The 22561-nt window shown below is 45.7% G+C and carries 19 protein-coding genes; 6 read left to right on the top strand and 13 right to left on the bottom strand.

All coding sequences use genetic code 11. The features are described 5' to 3' along the window. Positions 1-103 precede the first annotated feature (103 nt). The 5 genes from NG796_RS19810 to NG796_RS19790 form a co-directional block, all read right to left on the bottom strand. Positions 104-1516 (bottom strand): tetratricopeptide repeat-containing serine protease family protein, encoded by a 1413-nt coding sequence (locus NG796_RS19810; protein ID WP_261208662.1) that lies wholly within the window; start codon positions 1514-1516, stop codon positions 104-106. Positions 1517-1563: 47 nt separating this feature from the next. Further along, positions 1564-2484 carry a serine protease gene (locus tag NG796_RS19805; RefSeq protein WP_261208661.1) on the bottom strand — a complete coding sequence of 307 codons (921 nt, stop codon included), beginning with the start codon at positions 2482-2484 and terminating at the stop codon, positions 1564-1566. 77 nt (positions 2485-2561) lie between these two features. Beyond that, positions 2562-3173: a COP23 domain-containing protein gene (locus NG796_RS19800; protein ID WP_261208658.1), complete on the bottom strand. Its 612-nt coding sequence runs from the start codon at positions 3171-3173 to the stop codon at positions 2562-2564. 563 nt (positions 3174-3736) lie between these two features. Then, entirely contained in the window at positions 3737-4618 is an 882-nt protein-coding gene (locus tag NG796_RS19795; RefSeq protein WP_261208657.1) for a ParB/RepB/Spo0J family partition protein, read from the bottom strand. 443 nt (positions 4619-5061) lie between these two features. Beyond that, positions 5062-5238 carry a hypothetical protein gene (locus tag NG796_RS19790; RefSeq protein WP_261208655.1) on the bottom strand — a complete coding sequence of 59 codons (177 nt, stop codon included), beginning with the start codon at positions 5236-5238 and terminating at the stop codon, positions 5062-5064. A 713-nt stretch (positions 5239-5951) separates the two neighbouring features. On the opposite strand from NG796_RS19790, the gene NG796_RS19785 reads away from it, so the two are divergent. Beyond that, complete coding sequence (locus NG796_RS19785; RefSeq protein WP_261208652.1) at positions 5952-6638, top strand: Uma2 family endonuclease; 687 nt, start codon at positions 5952-5954, stop codon at positions 6636-6638. A gap of 355 nt (positions 6639-6993) precedes the next feature. Here the strand turns inward: NG796_RS19785 and NG796_RS19780 are convergent, their stop codons facing one another. Then, a complete protein-coding gene (locus NG796_RS19780) occupies positions 6994-7566 on the bottom strand; it encodes a hypothetical protein (RefSeq protein ID WP_261208651.1) in 573 nt (190 codons plus the stop codon). An 82-nt stretch (positions 7567-7648) separates the two neighbouring features. After that, positions 7649-9073: a serine/threonine protein kinase gene (locus tag NG796_RS19775; protein ID WP_261208649.1), complete on the bottom strand. Its 1425-nt coding sequence runs from the start codon at positions 9071-9073 to the stop codon at positions 7649-7651. 841 nt (positions 9074-9914) lie between these two features. Between NG796_RS19775 and ppsA the strand changes: the two genes are divergently transcribed. The 3 genes from ppsA to NG796_RS19760 all read left to right on the top strand — a co-directional run bounded on the left by ppsA (position 9915) and on the right by NG796_RS19760 (position 14186). After that, entirely contained in the window at positions 9915-12434 is a 2520-nt protein-coding gene (gene ppsA / locus NG796_RS19770; protein WP_261208648.1) for a phosphoenolpyruvate synthase, read from the top strand. A 106-nt stretch (positions 12435-12540) separates the two neighbouring features. Next, entirely contained in the window at positions 12541-13215 is a 675-nt protein-coding gene (gene pnuC, locus NG796_RS19765) for a nicotinamide riboside transporter PnuC (protein ID WP_261208646.1), read from the top strand. After that, the gene (locus tag NG796_RS19760; RefSeq protein ID WP_261208644.1) at positions 13212-14186 is read left to right on the top strand and encodes an AAA family ATPase; all 975 of its coding nucleotides are present in this window, start codon (positions 13212-13214) and stop codon (positions 14184-14186) included. Before pnuC ends, NG796_RS19760 begins: the two co-directional genes overlap by 4 nt. Before the next feature lie 21 nt (positions 14187-14207). On the opposite strand, the gene NG796_RS19755 is transcribed toward NG796_RS19760, so the two are convergent. From NG796_RS19755 to NG796_RS19745, 3 genes are all read right to left on the bottom strand, one after another. After that, positions 14208-15059: an acyl-CoA desaturase gene (locus NG796_RS19755; protein WP_261208643.1), complete on the bottom strand. Its 852-nt coding sequence runs from the start codon at positions 15057-15059 to the stop codon at positions 14208-14210. Between the two features lie 141 nt (positions 15060-15200). Further along, complete coding sequence (gene hemN / locus NG796_RS19750) at positions 15201-16598, bottom strand: oxygen-independent coproporphyrinogen III oxidase (RefSeq protein ID WP_261208642.1); 1398 nt, start codon at positions 16596-16598, stop codon at positions 15201-15203. Between the two features lie 279 nt (positions 16599-16877). After that, the gene (locus NG796_RS19745; RefSeq protein ID WP_261208639.1) at positions 16878-17633 is read right to left on the bottom strand and encodes a heme oxygenase (biliverdin-producing); all 756 of its coding nucleotides are present in this window, start codon (positions 17631-17633) and stop codon (positions 16878-16880) included. A gap of 242 nt (positions 17634-17875) precedes the next feature. Here NG796_RS19745 and acsF point away from each other — a divergent pair, with 242 nt between their 5' ends. After that, on the top strand, positions 17876-18949 hold the full coding sequence (gene acsF / locus NG796_RS19740; RefSeq protein WP_261208638.1) for a magnesium-protoporphyrin IX monomethyl ester (oxidative) cyclase: 1074 nt from the start codon (positions 17876-17878) through the stop codon (positions 18947-18949). Positions 18950-19018: 69 nt separating this feature from the next. Here the strand turns inward: acsF and hemJ are convergent, their stop codons facing one another. Next, positions 19019-19582, bottom strand: coding sequence for a protoporphyrinogen oxidase HemJ (hemJ, locus tag NG796_RS19735; protein WP_261208635.1), 564 nt, complete (start codon positions 19580-19582; stop codon positions 19019-19021). Between the two features lie 153 nt (positions 19583-19735). After that, positions 19736-20452 carry a heterocyst differentiation pentapeptide repeat protein HetL gene (gene hetL / locus NG796_RS19730; protein ID WP_261208633.1) on the bottom strand — a complete coding sequence of 239 codons (717 nt, stop codon included), beginning with the start codon at positions 20450-20452 and terminating at the stop codon, positions 19736-19738. Between the two features lie 269 nt (positions 20453-20721). Here hetL and NG796_RS19725 point away from each other — a divergent pair, with 269 nt between their 5' ends. Then, positions 20722-21894 (top strand): alpha/beta hydrolase, encoded by a 1173-nt coding sequence (locus NG796_RS19725; RefSeq protein WP_261208630.1) that lies wholly within the window; start codon positions 20722-20724, stop codon positions 21892-21894. Between the two features lie 118 nt (positions 21895-22012). On the opposite strand, the gene NG796_RS19720 is transcribed toward NG796_RS19725, so the two are convergent. After that, positions 22013-22552: a rhodanese-like domain-containing protein gene (locus NG796_RS19720; protein WP_261208628.1), complete on the bottom strand. Its 540-nt coding sequence runs from the start codon at positions 22550-22552 to the stop codon at positions 22013-22015. Between the last annotated feature and the right edge of the window lie 9 nt (positions 22553-22561).

The following is a 22561-nucleotide window of genomic DNA, read 5'->3' as shown; positions in this document are numbered from 1 at the left end:
TTCTAAGCTCACTGCTCACACACACTAAATTTCTGAAATTTGTTCAAATTCACCCCTAAAGTGTTCCATAACCCCGGGATCTGCCCTAATCTCGGCCCCTCACTTACCACAACCACCCCGGTTGGGTTTCGGGTTGCGTTTCCGGTTGGGGTTCAGGTGTTGATAATGGGGCTGTCGGTGGCGGTGATGGTGGACTTGGTTGGACTGTGGAGTTAGGCTGGGTTTGAGGCGCTGGAGAATTATCCCTTGGTATTGTTGGAGGAGAGGAATTCGCCATTAAGGGCTGGATTTGGTCTCGCAGTTTCACCACCCATTCTCTTCTCTCTTTTCTTTCGGTCTCTCTGGGAAATTCAGCGATTTGCTTATCAAGAATCGTGATGGCTTGGTTGTAACTCGCAAATGCTTCATCATATTTCTCCTGAAAGGTCTTCACTAATCCTTTCCCATACCAAACCGGATAAAATTCTGAATCGATTGCAATGGCTTTTTCATAAGCCCCCAGCGCTTCTTCGGTCCTCAATGCTCGCCAATACTGATTTCCCTGATTGGCCCAATACACTGCACTATTGGGCTGTGCCGCATTTTGCTCCTGCATTCCTGCAAAAACAAATTCTGTTCCTATTGCATCGATATCATCTTGATTTAATGCTTGAGGCGGATTAGTTTGAACGGTGATATTATTTAAAGGAATACTGGCTTGGGGTGCTAAATTCAAAAATTCAGCAATAGGAATTGATAAACTATAGCCAATTAGCACGGGTTGGCGTCCTGAAGATCCTTCATTAGAAACCCGTGTTCCTTCATTTTGACCATGAACTGCAATGACTCTCCCCTCGGTATCTAATACTGGACCGCCACTCATTCCCGGATAGGTGATACTGGTATAAACTGCTTGATATCCTTCTTCCGGGGGACGGATTCTAAACCCGACCATTCTATTCTCGGGTAGGAGTCTGCCCACACTAAACCGATACTTTAATTCCGAGATATTAGGAGGATTGATTCCAGGCCATCCAGAAGCAAAAACAAAATGTCCATATTCTCGAATAATTTGCCCATTGGGAAGCTGCACTTCTCGTTCGCTATTGTGGTCGGTGTCATAATTCCCTAAAGTTGCTAATTTATAATTTCCATTGCTTTCAAATTTTAGAATGGCTAAATCTACTTGAGGAAGTTTTTTGACGGTGTTAAAATTTAGGCGATGTTCCCGTCCGTCATGGGTCACGACCTTTAGTCCTGGACGAGGGTCGTTACAAGGTTCGGATTGATTTTTACAAACAACATGATTCGCTGTCAGTACCGTATAGGTGTTTCCTTGTCTAGCAATCAGAAACCCTGAACCATTAGCTGTTTTGCCGGACTGGGGATCGGTTTCGGGAATTAATACGGTAATTTCTTGGGCGATCGCTTTGACTTGATCCACGCGATCGGACATAAAAGCGGCCCCCAGGTAGGGTTGTGCTAAAGCAATCGCCACGCCGACTAGGACTGCTAAGAATACATGATAAACTTTCATTATTGTGAATGAAACTCACTACATTAACATCCAATGAAACCCCGGTTTTACCACAAAGCTTCGGACCTTGGATTAGACAAGATGGGAGATTCCTGTACCACGGGTAATGCGGATGGAGACGCCTGGTGAGGTGGCGGGGTCGTTACAGAACCCTCCTGGGTTTCGGACTCTGCGCTAGACTCAGTTGGGGCGATCGGAACTCTGGCGGCTGGCATTTCCACTGGATTGGAAAATCCCCCTGCCAGTTGGACAAAGGTATCGATCGCAATTCCCATGCTCGATCGCACCATAATCTCACGTATAGCGGTACTGGGTCGGGAACCATCGGTAAATAGATAAGGATCACCCCATAAGGGATAGGCGTGCATTCCATTAAGTCCGATGACCTGACCTTGACGATTCAAGATGGGTCCGCCACTCATGCCTTTTTCCACCGGATTAGTGTAGGCAATTTGATATCCCCCCTCGATCGCGCGATCGGCGATTAACGAGATGGTCCCCGTCGTAAAGGTCCAGGCAGAACCTAACTGTTCCGATTCAAAAGGAAACCCCGCTGCAAAGACTTCATCCCCGGGTTTCAACGTTGAAGAAGTCCCTAGGGAGGCTACGGTATAATCAGCACCTGTACTGCGAAATTGCAGCAACGCCAAATCGTTGCTCTCAAAGTTCACTGTTCTAACCACTTCCGCTGCATAGATGCGGCCATCGGTGGTTTGAATTTGATATCCGGAACCCTTTCCAGCGGTCAAAACGTGCTGATTGGTGACAACAGTATAAATGGATCCTTGTTTTTGAATAACAATACCCGAACCTCCACTGCGGCCTGACAACACTTTTACCGTAATTGATTGGGCAATTTGACGGACTTCTTCGGTCAACAGTTGAGCGGACGGTTCTGCGGTGAATCCACTCACGGGAAGGATTTGAGCAGAACTAGATAAGGGAAATAACTGTGTTGGTAGGGTCATTAAGAAGCTACCAACACAGCTCAAAACAATCTGCGATCGCAAATTCACGTTATAATCGCCTTTGAATTAGATTAAAATTACCACACAGAACCACCACTACCGGAGGGTTGAGAAGGCTCAGACGTTGGCACATTTGTCCCACTAGCACTTCCCTCGGAAGGGCCGTTTGGATCAACAGCAGCATTATCCAAGAAGTTGTTGAGGTCGATGGTGATTGCACCGTCATCGCCAGAACTTTCATACAAGGGCCCACCCACTCCAGCCCGGATATCAAAGAGTTGCTGAACGGCTGCCGCAGCATCTGTCCCTGACTTGAGGGTAAATAGCAGATTGCTGCTATTACAACCCCCTCCTTGACCCGCACAAACAACAGGTTGACCGTTTACATAGCCTGTGGTGATGAACCCGAGTTGTCCCTGTCTACTGAGATTGTCGAATCGGGATGATACTTCCTGACACCGGCGTTCTGGAGTATAGCCGGAACCACTGAAATATTCTGCATACCAGCGGACTACCGGGACTGGACCCTTTGAAGTCAGGGCAAAGGTGGTGGGTAAACCCGTTGTGGAACTCATGCCACAAACAAATTGGGTGCTTTGTGCTTGAGAAGGCTGCTGGAGAGTGACGGTTGCCGCGATCGCAACTGCTCCAGCAGTCAACATTGACGTAATGGCGAATTTTGCTTTCATAATGTATGATGAGATACGGATTAGTGGAATCAAGAGCTTGCATCTCTTATTTCACGCTCAGGAATATCCTGGCTTTTTTATATTAACAGAAAAAGCCAGGATATTTTTATGTTTACAAAACTTAATAATTAAAAATATGTCAATTAAAAGCGGTTTATTTAAACTTTAATAAAAAATTAATTAATTACAAATTTTTTAAGCTTTTGATGATTTATAGATATAGTAAAACAAACTTATTGGCTTCAAATACCCGTTGTAAACAGGGTGTTATCAAGGGGAATAAAATTGAGGCTCTATCCGTTCAATACAAAATACCAATTCGCTGCAATAAAAGGTTTTCACTCCTATGACCCTGTGAAGTGCGGCGTCTGGAATGAAAGGCCAGAATTTATTTCAACCTGGACAATAAAGTTTTAAATCAATTTAAATATCGGGCATATAAAAAGATATTGGCATCAAAAATAACAAAAATTTGTTGGGTAATTTATTATTTATAATTACCCAACAAATAAAAACAAGTCTTATCTTATAATGATAAATTTTGATTTTAAACTATCAAATTTTCACTCTTGTTCTGCGAGGAGTGCTTTTAGTTCCATTAGCAAAGACTCCATTTTAGAGCGCTTATCGGGGTTTTCCCATGCCTTAAATTGAGTAAACTGTTGCAGAAGTCCTTCCACATCGCGTTGTTGTGGCGCTGCGGCTCTGGGTGTTTTTTTCTCCCGAATGATTTGTTGAATTTGGCGCAAACTTAGAGAATGAGCGATCGCCCGTTCGAGGAGTGCCAACCGCTCAGACTCCGACTCTAACTTGGCGATCTCCTTTGCTTTGGTCCACTTAATACGTCCATAGCGCAGTGCTTCAAACAGTTCCGGAGGAAGTTTCAGCAACGGCAGGCGATGCGTTCGGAACGATTCGGGAGTGATCCTCCTGCCGATGGTGGCAAACACCTCATGAATTAACTGTTGTTCTCGATTACGGACGGCGCTGTCCGTAAATCCCCGTTTGGTATTCGCCATATAGTTGAGCAGGGAGATAATCCAGTCCCGATCTTTTTGGAGGCGCATTTCCAACAGTTGTAAGATTCCCTCGGTTTCTTCCACGGGATTCAAATCTTCCCGTTGTAAGTTTTCAACCAAGGCGTACTGTAGCACTTCGGTATCAGTCATATCTCTGACTGTCACCGGCACTACGGTTAATCCCAAGGCTTGAGCAGCTTTATACCGACGTTCTCCAGCGACTAACTCATACTGATTCCCGGCGATCGGGCGCACGAGTAGGGGCTGAAGGATACCATGTTCTTTGATACTAGCGGCGAGTTCCTCCATTGCCACTTCGTTGAAGTAGTTTCGGGGTTGAAACTTCGACTGGCAAATTTGCTCAAGTCGCAGGGTCTTGGAGGCAAGGAAGGTGGGGATAAGATCTTGAGTATTCTGGTTGTCCATCTGCTTTTTAAGGGTTGAATGGGAAGCCATTTAAAGAACACGATCGCCGTGGCGCGATCGGGCTGGGTACACCGGGTCAGGGTTGAAAGCAGGGCGGACTCGATGAAAAAACGCTTCCAGAAACTGGATTGGGATGAATTCTCCTGGGAGTTGTAAGTACATGAGCACAATATCTTTTAGGATTCTATATCTATCTCTAGGAGTAGATTCGGGTTTTTATGCGTTTTTTTGGCTTTTTTAGGAAAATTTCAAAAACTTAATGCTCATGGGCCACTGAAACACCGCATATTTTTGATAAAAATTTAGCCCTATTTTGGAGTTGTATTCTTTTGAAATCAAGGGTTTGAGACAAATTTCTTAGATTATCCACAGGAGTATAGAAGCGCTTTTTGAAATTAGACTTTTTATAAGGAGTCTGATTGCCTAACGTCCAAAGTCACTGATCAGACAGAGGCGCTGAAGATGAGCGCTTTGACAATTCTGGTGGCGCGGAGAACCTTGAAGTGCGTTGGCGATCGCAATAGCCTGTGCCTCAGCACATAAGCCTGTGAGGGTTCACTTTGCTCACTATCGTTAGACCAAGCTAATTTAGACTCGCTATAGCGTTTTATACAATTCACGAACTATTTGAGGGCATCATCGCTGATTGTTTATTTTATCAGAGTGTGTTTTGGGGAGATTTAGAAACCCTACTATTAAACCGACATTATCGATGATTATCACCGATGAAAAAACAAGGGGTTGGCCGATTATCCGGTGAAAAAACATCGGGGAATTTTTCCGCACATTTAATAATTTACGGGTTTAGGAGTGTAACTTAAATCGGCTTTTGAGAATTTTGCAAGATGTACTATTATGGAACAAAGTGAGTAAAATGATGATTACGCTATCCTAAAAAAGGGCAATCGACCTCACCCTATGAGAACTGAATAGGGACATCACGGGTCCCGAAGAAGACTTACGGGCATCCCTCACCAGCACTGAACTGCGCTACCCCCTCAAACAACCGCAACTCCGTAACCTCATCCCTCACCAGGGCTTTTTGTTCGCCCAGCGTTTGCGTAGGAGAATTACCTTGCTAACGAATGAACCCTTAAACCCCCTCTTAAACGCCTGTCCCCCGCATCCACTTAATCAAATATCTGCCATTCAAACCGGGTTAGAGGAAATTTAAGCAACTCAAAAACCCGCTTGCTGACTATTTGCGGTAAAATTAGCTAAAATGTCAACGAACCCTAGCCACCGATTCGGACCGTTTAAAAGTCTGGTCAACTAGGGTCGGACGCATCCTGCATAGTGTTAGTTTTAGTTCAATAATTGAGAGGTCTAATTTATGGTAACTACCCCTCAACCCACGAAAATCATCTACCCCGATTGTGATGGAAATCCGATGTCTGATAATACTCGCCAGTTTCGTTGGATTGTTGTGATTAAAGAGAATTTAGAAATTCTGTTTGATGATGATCCGAATGTTTTTGTGGCGGGGGATTTGCTTTGGTATCCCCAGGAAGGAAATAATAAATTGCGTCAGGCCCCTGATGTGATGGTAGCGATTGGACGACCCAAGGGCGATCGCGGTTCTTATAAGCAATGGGAAGAAGGAAACATCCCTCCCCAAGTCGTGTTTGAAATTCTCTCCCCCGGAAATCGTCTCAATGAGATGGCGAAGAAACAGCAGTTTTATGACCGCTATGGGGTGGAAGAATATTATATTTTCGACCCTGATCGTTTCGATTTCAATGGTTGGCTCCGCAATCAGGCGGGTTCTCTGGAACTGATTGAGCAGCCTGAAAATTGGACGAGTCCCCGGTTAGGAATTCGCTTTGAATTGCAGGATGAACAGTTTACTATCTACCGTCCTGATGGTGAGCGATTTTTGACTCCCACGGAGTTAGCCAAACAAGCTGAACAACAACGTCAAGAGGCTGAACAACAACGTCTACGGGCGGAGTCAGCAGAAGCACGTCTTCGGGAATTGGAGGCTCGTTTACGGGAACTAGAAGGCGATCGCCATCCTTAAGGGTAAGATGATCTGGCTCACTACTGGGGAACGGTTTCGCCTGAATGAACTGTTCCGAGGGTTAGGGGCCGATTCTAATGAGTTGGCCCGGGTTGGAGAGGGCGAGGAATCGGGAGGAGTTAGCTAGATCACCCCACAAGCCCTAACTTCAGCTTCCTAAACTTACGGCAAGTGAGGCAGAATAGCTAACTCTAGTCAGTTAGAGTAGCGTGAATTTGTGAAAATCTTGTGAACCGGCATAAAAATATATCGGGAGGGATAGTGTCCGCACTAGGGGCGATCGCCCTCTAGGCAGAGTACGGAATTCCCACTCAATTCTCCCCGCTTCCGATGTGCAAAGCTGCCACTATTCTTCCTAAAATCCGTACAGATCATAGAAGGATTCTTGACCTAAATGGGGGGCATATTTTTTCACCAGTCTTTCTAAATCTTCCCCTTCATCTAAATCAATCCAATCGTCAACTGACCCGCGAAAGCACCACCGTTGTACCCGAACACTCTTCGAGTCTTTCTTTCGTAGAAATCGCATCATTGGGTTATAAGTGAGGAGAGACTCTAAGTCATTTAAAAGCGTGTCTTTTCTTCCTGATGCGGTTAATATTTCGGAGATATTGCCGACATTTTGCTCAGGAAGATGGATAATAATACTATTATCTTTAACATCAAGAATGAAATTTTTAATCTTGCTGTATTTTTTAATCCCCTGATCCACGGCTTCTAATTCGCGATCGCTAAATACCTTGGGCTGGATTTTTCGCAAATAGACTTGAGCATTGGGATTTTCATAAATTTCAAATCCCTCGGGAATTGACTCGATTAAATTTCCCTCTGTCTTGAGAGAAAAATAATACTTAGGCTTGCCAGTTTTAGTAGTGCCTTGGTGTAGAAAGTAAGTTTGACCTCGACGATTGGTATATTGAAGTGCCATGTTTCAACTCCGAACAGGAAAGGATTAATGGATGATTTTATCACCAATTCCTGATGCGAGTCAGATTATTTCGAGGGTTTTCTTAGTCGAGATCTAACCAGTCCTGGATTTCTTCGGCTAACCAGGCACACTCTTCCTCGGTGAGTTTTCGTCCGGTATTTCCAAAGGCATATTGTTGATAATAGCCCGGTTTTGGTCCGGCGGTGAGGGCGACTCCCATGACAAATTTTTTATTGTCGTAGAAGATAGAGACGGTTTGAATCTGGGCGGTGACGCCGAGTTGTCGGCGATAGGTGAATCCTAACCGCTTTTGCTGGATCTCAAAGGTGTTGCGATCGCGTTCTAAACAGACGATCGTTCGTTCAAAATACTCACTCAAACAGGCAACCATCCCCAAGGGAATTAAGATGGGTAGGATCACCGTTGCTACTTGGAGGACCAAGGATAACAGAGATAAAGAACCAATACCGATTAATAGATACACTAACACCTGGGCTATGATATCAGAGGTGCTGAGATTATCTCGTAAGGAGGCGATCGCGCGCTCTATCAGGTTTAGCCCCCGTTGCCACAGGTTTAACGACCAGGTTAGGACTTTTAAGCCCGGTTCGGGTAGGATAATTTCTAGTTTCTGAGGGGTTTTGCGTAGTTGAAGCGGGATGATGTCCGGTTGATACAAGGGGGTGGTGTCTGGGGAAAGAGTAGCGACTCCTTCTAAGGCGGCGATCGCGTCGGTTGCGGTAGGATAGCGATTGTCCACCTGGGTTTCTGTCAGGGTTTGCAACCAATTGATAAAATAGGGGCTAAATTGGGAACTGAGGCGATCGCCAAATTCCAATTGCAAGTTCTTTTGCAGTAAGTCGGCAGGGGGTACGCCGGTGAGCAAATGAACCAAGGTGGCACCGACGGCATATAAATCCGATGCCGGGACCGCCTGTCCCCCAAATTGTTCTAACGGAGTATAGCCATAAGTACCAACTACAGTAAAGCTGCGTCCAGGCGTGAGCAGGTTCCGGTCCTGGACAGCCCCGAAATCCACTAAGTAAATTTCGTTGTCTTCTCCTAAGATAATATTGCTGGGTTTAATATCTCGATGGAGTACGGGAGGATTCAAGTCATGCAGATAACATAAGATATTCAGCAGAGCCGTGGCTACCCCTTCTACTTCCTCCTCAGTAAACCGCCTGCCGCGATCGAGCCAGTCTTGAAGGGAAGCACCGGGAATATACTCTTGAACTAACCCGGACCACAGAATACCATCATCGATCGCAAAATAATCCCGATACCGAGGAATGCGCGGGTGAGCTAAATTTTGCAGGACCTTCGCCTCTCGTTCAAAAAGCTTGAGACTTTCCCAAGCTTTCGCACCTCCCCAGACGAGTAACTTCACCACCACGAGTTCCTCGGTGGTCAAATCTACCGCTAACCAGGTTTCCCGGTTCGGGTTATCATTTAACTGCTCTTGCAGTTGATACCGTTCTTGTAATACCGCCCCTGTTTCCGGCATAGTGTCACAATCCAATCTGGACTAACTTGATTGTTCCCCTCTCTAGGGTAGCAATTCTTGATCCTTGATGGAAAGGGTTTTGGGTTGAGGACCCTCCAGAGCGATTTTCCGGGTGCAGGATGGCTGCTTTAGGGTGAGGAGTTCGCCCTCCCCTGGAGAATCCGGGGGAAACTAGGTGAATGAGGGCAATTAAAGCAATTAGGGCAGTTCTGGCGATCGCCGGGGTGGATGAGTCATTCAAGAGAAAAAACAGGAGGTTTTCGGGGCAGGATTGTGGAGTAACAAGGGCGATCGTTTGATTAGACAGGATAGGGGTTGACCTGCCCCAATCCGCCAAAATCTGCAACAATCTGCAAAAATCCAATTTAGGAGGGAAGTGGGAACAGAAGTCAAGTGATCCGGATAACATTTAATAATTTGAATTAATGCTGAAAAATTTAGCCAGTTTTCCCGCGAATCTGAGGTTCTCACAAGAGGAAAATCCCTTTGGGGATTGACAAAATACCGATTCCACTGTCGGATCAATTTGACCCCAAGGAAAGGAAGCGGGTTGCTTAACATTAAGAAATAAACAACCCCGAGGATGTTAAACCAATCTAAATATTCTTTTAACAAAGTTGCTGAGATTGGCGGGAGAAAATAAGGTAGAATATATTAAATTAGCTACAAAGCTAAGAAATTAAGAGCAAAATCCAATTGTCATAAAAAGTTCAAAAAAAGATTTAAAAGGTTGTCGAATTTTCAAAAAATGAGTTATGATTCACATGGAAAGAAAAAAACACAGCAGTTTAACTTTCTAACACGCTTAAAGACGAGCATCAGGTAATCAGGAGTAGGATATATGGTTTCTACAGCTCCAGAACAACAATCAGCCAAAGTTTCCAAAGAAACACAGTTTGTCTTGGTTTTTGAAGAAGTCGGTTTAGCAGATTTAGGCTTAGTGGGGGGGAAAAATTCCTCATTAGGTGAAATGATCCAACAGCTTAAATCAAAGGGAGTCAACGTCCCCACCGGCTTTGCAACCACTGCTTATGCCTATCGGTATTTTATCGAAAAAGCAGGGTTAGAGCAAAAACTACGGACCTTGTTTGCGGATTTGGATCTCAATGATGTTAACAATCTGCGGGAGCGCGGGAAGCAAGCCCGGGCAATGGTGATGAATACGCCATTCCCGAAAGAATTAGACGATGCGATCGCCAACGCATACCTGAAATTGTGCGAAAACTATGGTGCCAATGCTGAATTCTGCAAACGCTTTGGCCCAGAGTATCAAGAAGTCTGCGAAAAATTCAGCAGCGATCTTGACGTCGCCGTTCGTTCTAGCGCTACTGCCGAAGACTTACCTGATGCGAGTTTTGCCGGACAACAGGAAACTTACCTGAACGTCCACGGCGTCAAAGGGGTGCTTGAATCGTGTCATAAGTGCTTTGCGTCCTTATTTACCGATCGCGCCATCTCCTATCGCCATCAATATGCCTCCAAACGTCCCGACTTTGACGAGTTCAGCGTCGCGCTTTCTGTGGGCGTCCAAAAAATGGTCCGTTCTGACTTAGCCAGTTCTGGCGTCATGTTCTCCATTGACACGGAAACCGGCTTCAAGAATGCCGCTTTAGTCACCGCCGCTTATGGTTTAGGGGAAAACGTCGTCCAAGGTGCAGTCAACCCCGACGAATACTTTGTCTTCAAACCGACCCTCAAAGAAGGCAAACGCCCAATCCTCGAAAAACGCCTGGGCAGCAAAGAAATCAAAATGGTGTATGACGTGGGCGGGTCGAAACTGACCAAGAACGTGCCAGTTTCTGCTCCCGAACGTGATCAATACTGTATCAACGATGATGAAATTCTCACTTTAGCCAAATGGGCTTGTATCATCGAAGACCACTACAGCGAATCTCGGGGCAAATATACCCCAATGGACATTGAGTGGGCCAAAGACGGGATTACCGGCGAACTCTTCATCGTGCAAGCACGTCCCGAAACCGTCCAATCTCAAAAAGCTGGAAACGTCATCCGTAACTTCAAACTCAATGGCACCAGTGACGTTGTGGTTCGGGGTCGTGCCGTCGGTGAAATGATCGGCCAAGGTAAAGCGCGCGTCATCTTAGATGTACACAATCTGGACCTGTTCCAACAAGGTGAAGTCTTAGTTACCAACAAGACGGACCCGGATTGGGAACCGATCATGAAAAAAGCGAGTGCGATCGTCACCAACCAAGGGGGACGGACTTGCCATGCTGCAATTATCGCCCGAGAAATGGGGATTCCCGCTATCGTGGGTTGCGGAACCGCTACCCAGGATATCAAGAGTGGTCAAGAGGTCACCGTATCCTGTTCTGAAGGAGAAGAAGGCAAAGTCTACGAAGGTCTAGTTCCCTTCGAGATTCTCGAAACGGCGATCGACAACCTGCCTCGCACCAAGACCAAAATTTTGATGAACGTCGGCAACCCAGAAGAAGCCTTCGGTTTATCCTCTATCCCCTGCGACGGCGTTGGTTTAGCCCGGTTTGAGTTCATCATCGCCAACCACATCAAAGCTCACCCCTTGGCCTTGATTCACTTCGACAAACTTGAAGATCAAGCTGTCAAGAAAGAGATTGCCGAACTCACGAAACTGTATTCGCACAAACCCGATTTCTTCGTAGACAAGCTGGCTCATGGAATTGGCACGATCGCCGCTGCCTTCTATCCCAACCCAGTCGTTGTCCGGATGTCTGACTTCAAGAGCAACGAATATGCGAACCTCCTGGGTGGTAAGCAATTTGAGCCCAAAGAAGAAAACCCAATGATCGGCTGGCGGGGTGCTTCTCGCTACTACGACCCCAACTATACCGAAGCCTACGGGTTAGAGTGCGTCGCCCTCAAACGGGTCCGGGATGACATGGGTCTAACGAACGTTATTCCGATGATTCCCTTCTGCCGCACCCCAGACGAAGGTCGCAAAGTGTTAGAGACGATGGAAAAATATGGTCTCAAACGCGGCGAAAACGGACTGCAAGTCTATGTGATGTGCGAAATCCCCAGTAACGTCATTCTGGCCGAACAATTCGCTGAAGTCTTCGACGGCTTCTCCATCGGTTCCAATGACTTGACCCAGCTCACTTTGGGTCTGGACCGTGACTCTTCCTTAGTGGCTCACATCTTTGACGAACGCAACCAAGCGGTTAAAGATATGGTTACAATGGTCATCAAAACTGCGAAGAAAACGGGTCGCAAGATTGGGATCTGTGGTCAAGCCCCTTCGGACTATCCCGAATTTGCACGCTTCCTCGTGGAACTGGGGATTGACTCTATCAGCTTGAACCCCGACTCGCTGATGAAGACTCTCCTCGATATCGCCAAGTTGGAAGAAACGATGAAATAATCCAGCTTTCCAAGTAAGATAGGCAGCCGGGAGAAGAGACTCTCCCGCGCCAGAAACAAAGCCCGCATCAGCGGGCTTTTCTTTATTTTCTTTACCGGCTAAAACTATGAGCATCCCACCGATCAATAGGCAAATTCTCATCGGGATTATAGGCAGTCTTTTCCTGTTGCTGTTGCCGGTGCAAAATTGGATGGAATTGGAGATTACCTTGATTGAGGCGATCGCCGTTGTTACTTCGGCATGGAGTGTCTGGTTACTTTCTAAAAATAACCCGTTGGGATGGTGGATTGGTTTAGTGGGAGTGCTTGCCTATACCTGGGTGTTTTATCAGGTTCGACTTTATGGGGAAGTGGCGATTCAACTCTTTTATTTAGTCACCAGTTTGCAAGCGATTTACAGTTGGCTGCGTGGCGGGGAAAATCACACCGAAAAACCGATCGCCCGGATTCCTCCCCGTTGGATACCTTGGCTGGTAGGGATATTAACGGTGAGTGTAATTGGGTTGCGATCGCTGTTAATTGCTATGAATGGGAGCGCCCCATTTTGGGATGCCCTCACCACCGTTGCCAGTGCGATCGCCCAATTATTATTAATGCAGCGCTATGTCGAAAGTTGGTATTTATGGATTGGCGTAGACACCATTTATGTTCCTCTCTATGCCTCTCGGGGTCTTTACCTGACCAGTTTCCTCTATGCCATATTTTGGCTTTTAGCGATCGGGGGATTGCAAAATTTTAAACGACTTTATTCTGAACAAAAACAGGAGAAAACAGAACCATGAAACTCGGGGTTACTGTGGGTAAATTCTATCCTTTCCACCGGGGACATGATTTTTTAATTCGTCAGGCAAAAGCGCAAGTTGATCAATTAGTTGTCGTGGTAGGGGCTAAACCAGAACAAGCGATTCCTGGCAGCTTACGGGCGAACTGGATTCGAGTGATGCATCCCGATGTAGAAGTCTATGAAACTCTGGATGATTTGCCCGAAGCGCCCGAACCTTGGGCAAAACGTACCCTGGAATTACTAAGCGGAAGAAAACCGGATATTGCCTTTACCTCTGAGGCGTATGGGGAACCTTGGGCGGCGTTTATGGGTGTAAGACATATTGCCATTGACTGCCCTCGGGAGGCATTCCCCATTTCTGGAACCCAACTGCGTCAGGACCTCGGGGTTCATTGGCAGATGCTTACACCTCCGGCAAAAGCCTATTTTGCCAAGCGGATCGCAGTGGTGGGGGTAGAATCCAGTGGCACTACCACCCTGGCGCGATCGCTGGCAGAACAGTATCAAACCGTCTGGGTCCCAGAATACGGGCGATCGTATTGGGAGGGACGGCAATATCTACCGGATTCTCACCATTGGGACAGGGACGAATTTATACAAATTGCCCAGGGACAAATCGCCTGGGAAGAGGCCCTGGCAATCCGTGCGAATCGCTTGGTGGCGTGCGATACAGACCCCCTCGCTACCTGTATTTGGCATCGCCGGTATCTCGGTTCACGCTGTGAGAAATTGGAACAAATCGCCGCGAGTCGAAATTATGATTTATATCTTTTGACTACACCGGATTTTGGATTTGTGCAGGATGGGACCCGAGAAAGTGAGTCCCTCCGAATGACCATGCACCAATGGTTTTTGGACGAGTTGGAACGTCAGGGAAGACGATATATTGTGCTAGGGGGAAGTCACGAGGGGCGGATGATGCAGGCAACGGAGGCGATCGCCCAAGTTTTGAAGTTTCCGGCTTTTTAGGCGATCGCTTGAAAAAGCAGCTTATCCCTGGGGTGCTTTGGCGGTAGGCGGCATCACTACTTTTTTGGCTAACCCAACGGTTTTTAAAACCCAAATCGCCCACCAAGTCATATCCAATTCCCACCACCGCCAACCGGCTTTAGCAACATTGGGATAAGCATGATGATTATTATGCCATCCTTCGCCATAAGTGAAAATTGCCGCCCACCAGAGATTTCGGGAATTATCCTCAGTGGGAAAAGTTTTGTATCCCCACAGATGGGTAACCGAATTAATCAGCCAAGTGCTATGCCACAGTAGCACAATTCGCACAAATACCCCATAGACGATAAAGGACCAACCGCCCAAGAGATAAAGGACAACCACTAACGGAACTTGCATCAATAGAGAGTAGCGATCGAGCCAACAGTAGAAAGGGTCCCGGGCTAAATCGGGAGCGAATCGGTTATACAATTCTTTGTTAAAAAATTCGGGACGGGGATAAATCATCCAAAGCAGATGACTCCACCAAAAGCCCTTGCGCGCCGAATAGGGGTCTTTGATTTCATCTTCAGTATAGGCATGATGTAACCGATGTCCGGCAGTCCAAAAAATGGGTCCGCCTTGAAGTGCCGATGCACCAACGAGGGCGATCGCATATTCTAGCCATTTTGGAACTTGAAAACTCCGATGACTCAATAGGCGATGATAGCCCAAACAAATGCCAATACTTCCTAAAAACCAGTGGAGAAATAACATCGCCCCGAATGCGGACCAGGAAAAACACCAAGGTGCTAATAAAGCAAGACAATGAATGGCGATAAAAAACGCTGTAATTACCCAATTAAGCTGGGATTTATTTTTAGGATAATTTGACATTGATTCTAACTGCATACACACTTCCTCAACCACACAATAAATAAATTGGACTTGTTCTCTAACTCTGCCAGAGAATGCCAATTCAAGGCTCTGCCTGCTGTTTATTCCAAACAGGGAACGACTAAAGTCGTTAAAAACACTGAGCTTGAGCTTTCCCTAAATTGCTTTAGAGAAACTATTCAATGCTTTTTGGCCGAGATAAGTATCAAAAACAGCCGCTACATTCCGAACCAACAACCGTCCCACTGGAGTGACCTCAATATGATTAGGAGACAGGCGCACTAATCCATCCGCTTCTAGCTGGCGTAACTCCAATTGCTCTGCTGCAAAATACTCATCAAAATCACAATCGAAGCTGAGATGATATTTTTGCTCAAATTCGTTCTTAGAGAGTTCAAATTGGCACATTAACTCCATAATCACCATCCGGCGCAGGATATCATCAGCACTCAGACTCACCCCCTTTTCAATCGGCAACTCCTGACAATCGATCGCTGCATAATAGTCTTTCAAGCGTTTGTGATTTTGGGTATAGACATCATGCAGCATACTAATTGAAGTCATCCCCAACCCGATTAAATCTGATTCCGGTTTGGTGGTATATCCTTGAAAGTTCCGATGTAGCTTGCCTTCCCGTTGGGCGATCGCCAGTTCATCGTTCGGTTTGGCAAAATGATCCATACCAATAAACTGATAATCCGCTTCCCCTAAATCCTCGATCGCCATTTTTAAGATATCCATCTTTTCCGATGCCGGGGGTAGTGCCTCCTCCGGAATCAATCGCTGAACAGGTTTTAACCAAGGAACATAAGCGAAATTAAACACCGCAATTCGGTCCGGATCCAGTTGCGTGGTTTTATGAATTGTATCCCGGAAGGTTTCCAACGTTTGAAACGGCAACCCATAAATCAGGTCCACATTGACACTTTCAAATCCCGCATCCCGCACCCAATCCATCACCTGAAACAGCATCGCTTCGGGCTGAATTCGATTCACCGCTTGCTGCACTTTCGGATTAAAGTCTTGAATTCCAAAGCTAATCCGGTTAAATCCCAAATCTTTTAAAAACAACAGATAGTTTTTATCTAAAAACCGGGGATTTACCTCAATGGAAACTTCCGCATTGTCCTCAAACTGGAAATACTGATTAATCGTTTTCCACAACTGTTCTACTTGAGGAAGCGATAAATAATTCGGTGTTCCTCCCCCCCAGTGCATTTGATTCACAGAACGACTCGTATCCACCAGTTCTGCCATTGCCCGAATTTGACGAGTTAGATAATCCAGATAAGGTTCAGCTAAGGATTTCCGCTGGGTTATGATGGTATTGCACCCACAGAAATAACAAGGGGTTTCACAAAAGGGAATATGGCAATACAGAGATAAGGGAGTTTTCTTATAGTTGCCAACAGCAACAGCGGCTCTAAATCCGACTTCTTCAAAGTCATATTTCAATTCCGTCGCCGGTGGATAGCTGGTGTACCGTGGCACTGGACGGTCATACTTTTTCAACAAATAAGCGTCAAATTCAACAGTAGAAATTAAAGCATTCATGGGTATTTTTTGTCAGATAGCAACTCAATGGGTTTACAAAATCTCTCCGGTCCCCTCGCCTTAGCGAGGGGAGAGAACCCCACCCTAGCCCTCCCCTTGCTAAGGGGAGGGGACCGGAAGTTCAGTTAAATAGTAAGCTAAATAACCATGAACTTAAAAAACCTACTCTTGTAAGCTCCGGTCCCCTCCCCTTGCTAAGGGGAGGGTTAGGGTGAGGTTCTTTTACCAAATACAGCAAGTCTAAATCCAGCCTCTCATACTTGATTTAAAGTCAAAAAATCAGGCTCCTACTTCCGCCGGTATCGAGGCAGAATGGCGAGAATGTCTCTCGGTACTTCCCGGTTTATCCTGCTTGGTAAGCAACTCAAAGACATGAACCCCGATCGCTGCTTTGACATCATCTTCCAACTCATGCACCACATCTCGATTCAGATGAAACGCATAATTAGCTTCTTCGACAATCCGTTCAATAGTTGCCTCATCCACAGGTAAAGAATTCAAAGCATCCCGATACTTTTCTTTAAACGCTCGTCGTGCTTCGACGGTGGGAATTTCATCAAATTCATGGAGGGATGTGCCTTGATTCTCGGGTAAATCCAAAGCCGATCGGATAATCTTTTTCAAACTTTGACCTCCCGAAAGATCTCCCATATAGCGAGTATAAGCATGAGCAACGAGCAGCGCCGGGTCAGTATCCGCGAGTTGCTGAAGGCGATCGACGTAAATCTGTCCCGCATTTAAGGGGACAATCTGACTGCGCCAGTTTTCACCATAATAAAAGGCGAGGTCTTTTTCCAGATTCGCCGTGCGGTTGAGTTCCGGGAAATACATCGGTCCCACTACCAGATCATCCTGGTGTTGTCGCATTGCTTCTTCCATCACACGATACACCCCATAGAGATTGGCGAGCAACTTGCGGAATGGCTCGCGCTCCACAATCCCTTTCAGGAAGCACTTCATATAAGCTGTATTTTCGGCGGCGGTGTGGGACTTTTGGGTTCCTTCTCTCAAGCGGGTGGCTAAATCGTGGCTCATGTCAAATGACCTTTTTCCTTTTAGATTTATCTGGGTAATGCCGGTTGGGGCCATCTCCAGCAAGGGAACCCGTGACCGACTTCAGCTAGTATATAACCATACAGCGATAAAGTAATAATTTGTTACATAACTTAACAGTTGTTGAACGTTAACGATTGTTACGGTTTTGGGGTAAGGGTCTTTTCAAAATGGAAAAAGTATTATAACTTGAAAGCTATTAAGTTTTTTATGAGGACCCGCCCATGATTGCTACCCCATCCCAGGCCCCTGCGGAGATGTCCGTCACCAAAACTAAGGCCCTGAAGGAAAATATCCTGACCCCCCGCTTTTATACAACGGACTTTGAAAAAACCGCCAACCTCGATTTATCAGCCCAAGAAACCGAGTTGCGGGCGATGTTAGAGGAAATGCGGGCCGACTACAACCGTCATCACTTCGTGCGAAATGAGGAGTTTGCCCAATCTTGGGATCATATTACGGGAGAAGCGCGCCAAGCCTTTATTGATTATTTGGAACGGTCCTGTGTATCGGAATTTTCCGGATTTCTACTGTTTAAAGAACTTTCGCGCAACCTGAAAGAGCGCAGTCCTTTATTGGCCGAAATGTTTAGTTTGATGGCTAGAGATGAAGCGCGTCATGCCGGATTTTTAAATAAGGCAATGGCCGATTTTGGCTGTACAATGGATTTGAGCTATCTGACCAAACATCGGGTTTATACCTTTTTCCCAATTGAGTGGGTATTGTACACGGTTTATCTGTCAGAGAAGATTGGATATTGGCGTTATATTATTATTTATCGCCATCTGGAACAGCATCCAGAGCATCAGTTTTATCCGTTATTTAATTATTTTGAAAGCTGGTGTCAGGATGAGAACCGGCATGGGGATATTTTCAAGGCACTGCTGCGATCGCAACCGAAACTCTGGCAAACCTGGACTTCCCGGTTATGGAGTCGCTTTTTCCTGCTAACCGTGTTTGCTACCCATACCTTGACGGTACATGAACGCACAGGATTCTATCATGCGCTGGGAATCGACCCCACAGAGTTTGATCACGAAGTGATTCGGAAAACCAATGAAACGGCTTTGCGCGCATTCCCCTCGGGTCTAAATACGGAACATCCGGAATTCTTCTCTCGGTTAGAGCGCTGTTGTGACTTGAATGGTAAACTTTCAGAAATTGAGGCCAGTTCTCAACCAAAGTGGATCAAGGCGTTGAAGAAGTTACCCTTTCAATTGTCGATTTTCGGCCATTTGCTGCGGATTTATTTTCTTAAAGGCATTGATGCAGAGGCATTACGGGGAACGGTTCGATAACAGTTCAGGCAGTGAGGCGATCGCCCTTGCTCGTTGAGTCGAAGGGCGATCATAACTAATATCCGGACCTTAACTAGATACCTCCAATTCTCCCTGTTCTTGCAACCGACGTTTGCGAGCATAAAGTTGAATAATTACCGCAAAAGCAATAATTGCAGCAATGGTTCCCCAGGAAACAATATCCGTTGGAAAATTGTTTTTGAAAATGGCTAAAAACACCACTAAAGCGAGGATAATCGTGGGGACTTCATTCAGCCGTCGCATTTGGATTCCACTAATGGTACAAGTTCCCTCCTCCAACTGACGAATTATCCGGCCACAGTAATGATGGAAGCCAACTAAGGCCAAGACTAACAACAGTTTGACATGAAGCCAAGTTTCCTTAAATACACCGGGTTCCTGATAGATAATGCCAGCGGCCATGATAATAGTAAAAATCATCGCAGGCATCATAATTAGTTTGTAGAGCCGTTTTTCCATGCGGTTATATTCAGTTTTGAGCGCGGATCTAACCGCTTCCGGGCGCTCACTGGCTTCAATATGATAGACAAACAACCGGGGTAAATAAAATAACCCGGCAAACCAAGCGACAAAGCCAATAATATGGAAAGACTTAAACCAGAGATACGCCATAAACTTTGATTACTCCTTGGAAGACAAACTGGAAATTGATTAGAGAGGGGAACAGTAGGATGGAGTCCAGACGCCGCCGAAACCGGCGACTGCCCTAGGGCCAGAAATCACTTTAAGATCATACCGATTCACGGCACAAAAACCCATCCCAAATCAGTGTGATTTTCGGTAAAGGCTGCCATCAGGCATGATCGCATCTTCTAAATTGGCATCGATCAGAATTGCGCCGGTCAAATCCGCCCCTCGTAAATCAGCCCCGCGTAAATTCACCCCCGTCAAGTCGGCAAAACTCAGGTCAACCTCGCGTAAAATCGCTTCACTCAGATCCGCTGCCTTCTGTTGAAATGTTCGATTCAGATGAGCGCGACACAGCTTTGCTCGTTCTAAATCTGTTTGATACAACAACGCGCCACTGAGGTTGGCGTAGCATAAATCAGCGTATTTTAAGACAGCTTGCCCCAAATCCGTTACTTGGTCAGAAGTGGGACGGAGATCCGCTGCAAATAAATTCGCCCGAGATAAGCGACTTCCCACTAAATTAGCACCACATAAACTGGCTTTACTGAGGTTTGCTAACTCTAAATTGGCATAAGTCAGCTTGGCACCACTCAAATCAGCTTCTCTGAGATTAGCGCGATATAAATCCGCCTCACTTAATTCAGTTCCCCACAGAATGGCTTCGCTCAAATCCGCCTCCCGAAAACTGGCGCGACTGAAGTCAGTTTTGCCGAGTCGAGCTTGTCGTAAATCGGCCTCATTCAAGTTGATTCCGTGGAAATGACCATCAATTAAATCTGCTTCCCGGAGATTCGCTTTCCGAAAGGTGCGATCGCCTTGTAGATATCGGGTCTGAATATCATCTACGTTCATAGGGGTTCTAGTTAAAAAATTAGTGGACAGTCCTAGGGTTCTCCTCGGCTTATACGCTTGATTGGAGGGATAACTCAATTTTCAAAAGTCTAAAAATACGCCTGAAGAACCCTCATTTTATTAATCCCTCCACCCGGAGTTGACAAAGATTAAAAAAGACAATAGCATAGTCTGCTAACCGTTTTGGATAAAGACTGCACCAACTCTACCACAAATTGGCGCGATCGTTTAGTAATTTTGTTAAAAATTCAACACTTAAGGACCTCATTATGAGCGCATCCCGTAAGTTACTGATTATAGCCAGTTGCTTGGCTCTCATTCTCTTATTCGCTACCCTTCTCACCTTATTAATATTACATAGATTAGGTGTGATCAATGCTTGGTTATTTCCAGTCAAGCCCTTTAGCATTGTACTCGTCTCTATTAGCTTATCTTGCGGGATCCTGGCTTGGAGCAGCAGACGAGCAACCCCTAAAAGAAATCCCTCCATCCAAGGCCAAAACAGTAAACCAGCCAGACCGCGATGGCAAAATAGACTCGGTGCAGTATTGGTCCTGGGTGTCATTCTTTTGAATGTTTCCACCTACCTTTTAGCTTACCAAATGACTCACGTTCGAGTTTCTGGAGAACCCGAACTGGGAATGCTAAAGCCCAGCAATTCCCAGACCCCTTCAGACCGAGGATTAGCCTACACCACTCACAGGATTCCTATCAGCCAAACCGCATGGTTAGAAGCATGGCTCATTCCCCCTAACCTTCCCAATTCAAAAGGCACAGTTCTTTTATTTCCTGGAAATTTAGGCACGAAAGGCAGCCAACTCTTGGGACCAGCCGAGACCTTTAGCAGCCTAGGGTATGATTCAGTTTTAATCGATTTTCAAGGCGTTGGCGGTTCCAGTGGTAACACCATTACGGTTGGCATCAAAGAAGCTGAGGATGTAGTTACCAGCCTGGAATATGTACAAAGTTTAAACTTGCCCTCTCCGCTCATTCTGTATGGAATTTCTATGGGAACTGCCGCTATTTTGCGGGCCATTTCTAAATATGATATTCAACCTGATGCCATTATTTTAGAATTACCGTTTTCTCATTTATTGAATGCTATTAAAGTGCGATTTAATTACCATAAAATTCCCTCTTTTTTAATAGCCGAGCTTGTCGTATTTTGGGCGGGAGTTCAGCAGGGAATTAATGGATTTACCCATAATCCCATTGAGTTTGCTAAGGATGTCAAGTGTCCTGCATTGGTGATTCATGGGGAGCAAGACAAGTGGACTACGGTAGAAGAAATTCAAGACTTATACGAAAATCTACAAGGTCCAAAACAAATTGTAATTTCTCCCGAAGCTGGACATAATAGCCTGATAGGGGTTAATCGAAACCTTTGGAATTCCAGTATTAATCAGTTTTTTGATTCCTTAGATTACCGTCCTGAGTCCTGATAAAGAATCGGAATCTTTCGACAAAACAATCTTAGGAAACACATGGAATTTTTTAAAATATCAAACCTGGAGATAGCACAGCGCTATCCCCAGGTTTGATATTTTAAAATTCTACTGACTATTTCACTTGATTGTAAGGCAGTTTAGCTAATAACATTCCCATTGCACAAGTATTACTAATACCCGCAAAGACTAAACCAGCCCCCACAAACCCACTCAGAATTAAAAACCCGGGGCTAACAAAATAACCGAGCACTGTACCCGTAAACATCAGGGTTCCTGCCACAATTTGCACCTGACGGAAAATAGAAATTGGGGCGTTTTTATTCACTTCGATTGGATATCCCGCTTGTTTCCATCCGGTTATTCCCCCTTTCAGTTGCATCACATCAGGAACTCCTGCCGCTAAGAGTTTTTGCGCTGCTTGTCGGGAACGGTTGCCACTTTGACAGTATAGAACAATATCTTTTTTGCCCTGTAATTTAGGCGAATTGGGGTCAAATTGAGAGAGAGGTAATAGGGTAGCTCCTTTGATATGTTCTCCCGCAAATTCCCCCGGTTCCCGGACATCAATCAAGGTAATTTTTTGCTCTTCTAGGCTATTTTTCAGCGTCAGAGCATCAATATCGAGTAGTTGATTGGTTTGGTTCGTTATCATGGTTAGCCT

The organism is Laspinema sp. D2d, from assembly GCF_025370755.1.
Lineage (GTDB): Bacteria > Cyanobacteriota > Cyanobacteriia > Cyanobacteriales > Laspinemataceae > Laspinema.
Note: the sequence above shows the minus strand (reverse complement) of the source record. Positions and strands in the feature narration are given on the sequence as shown.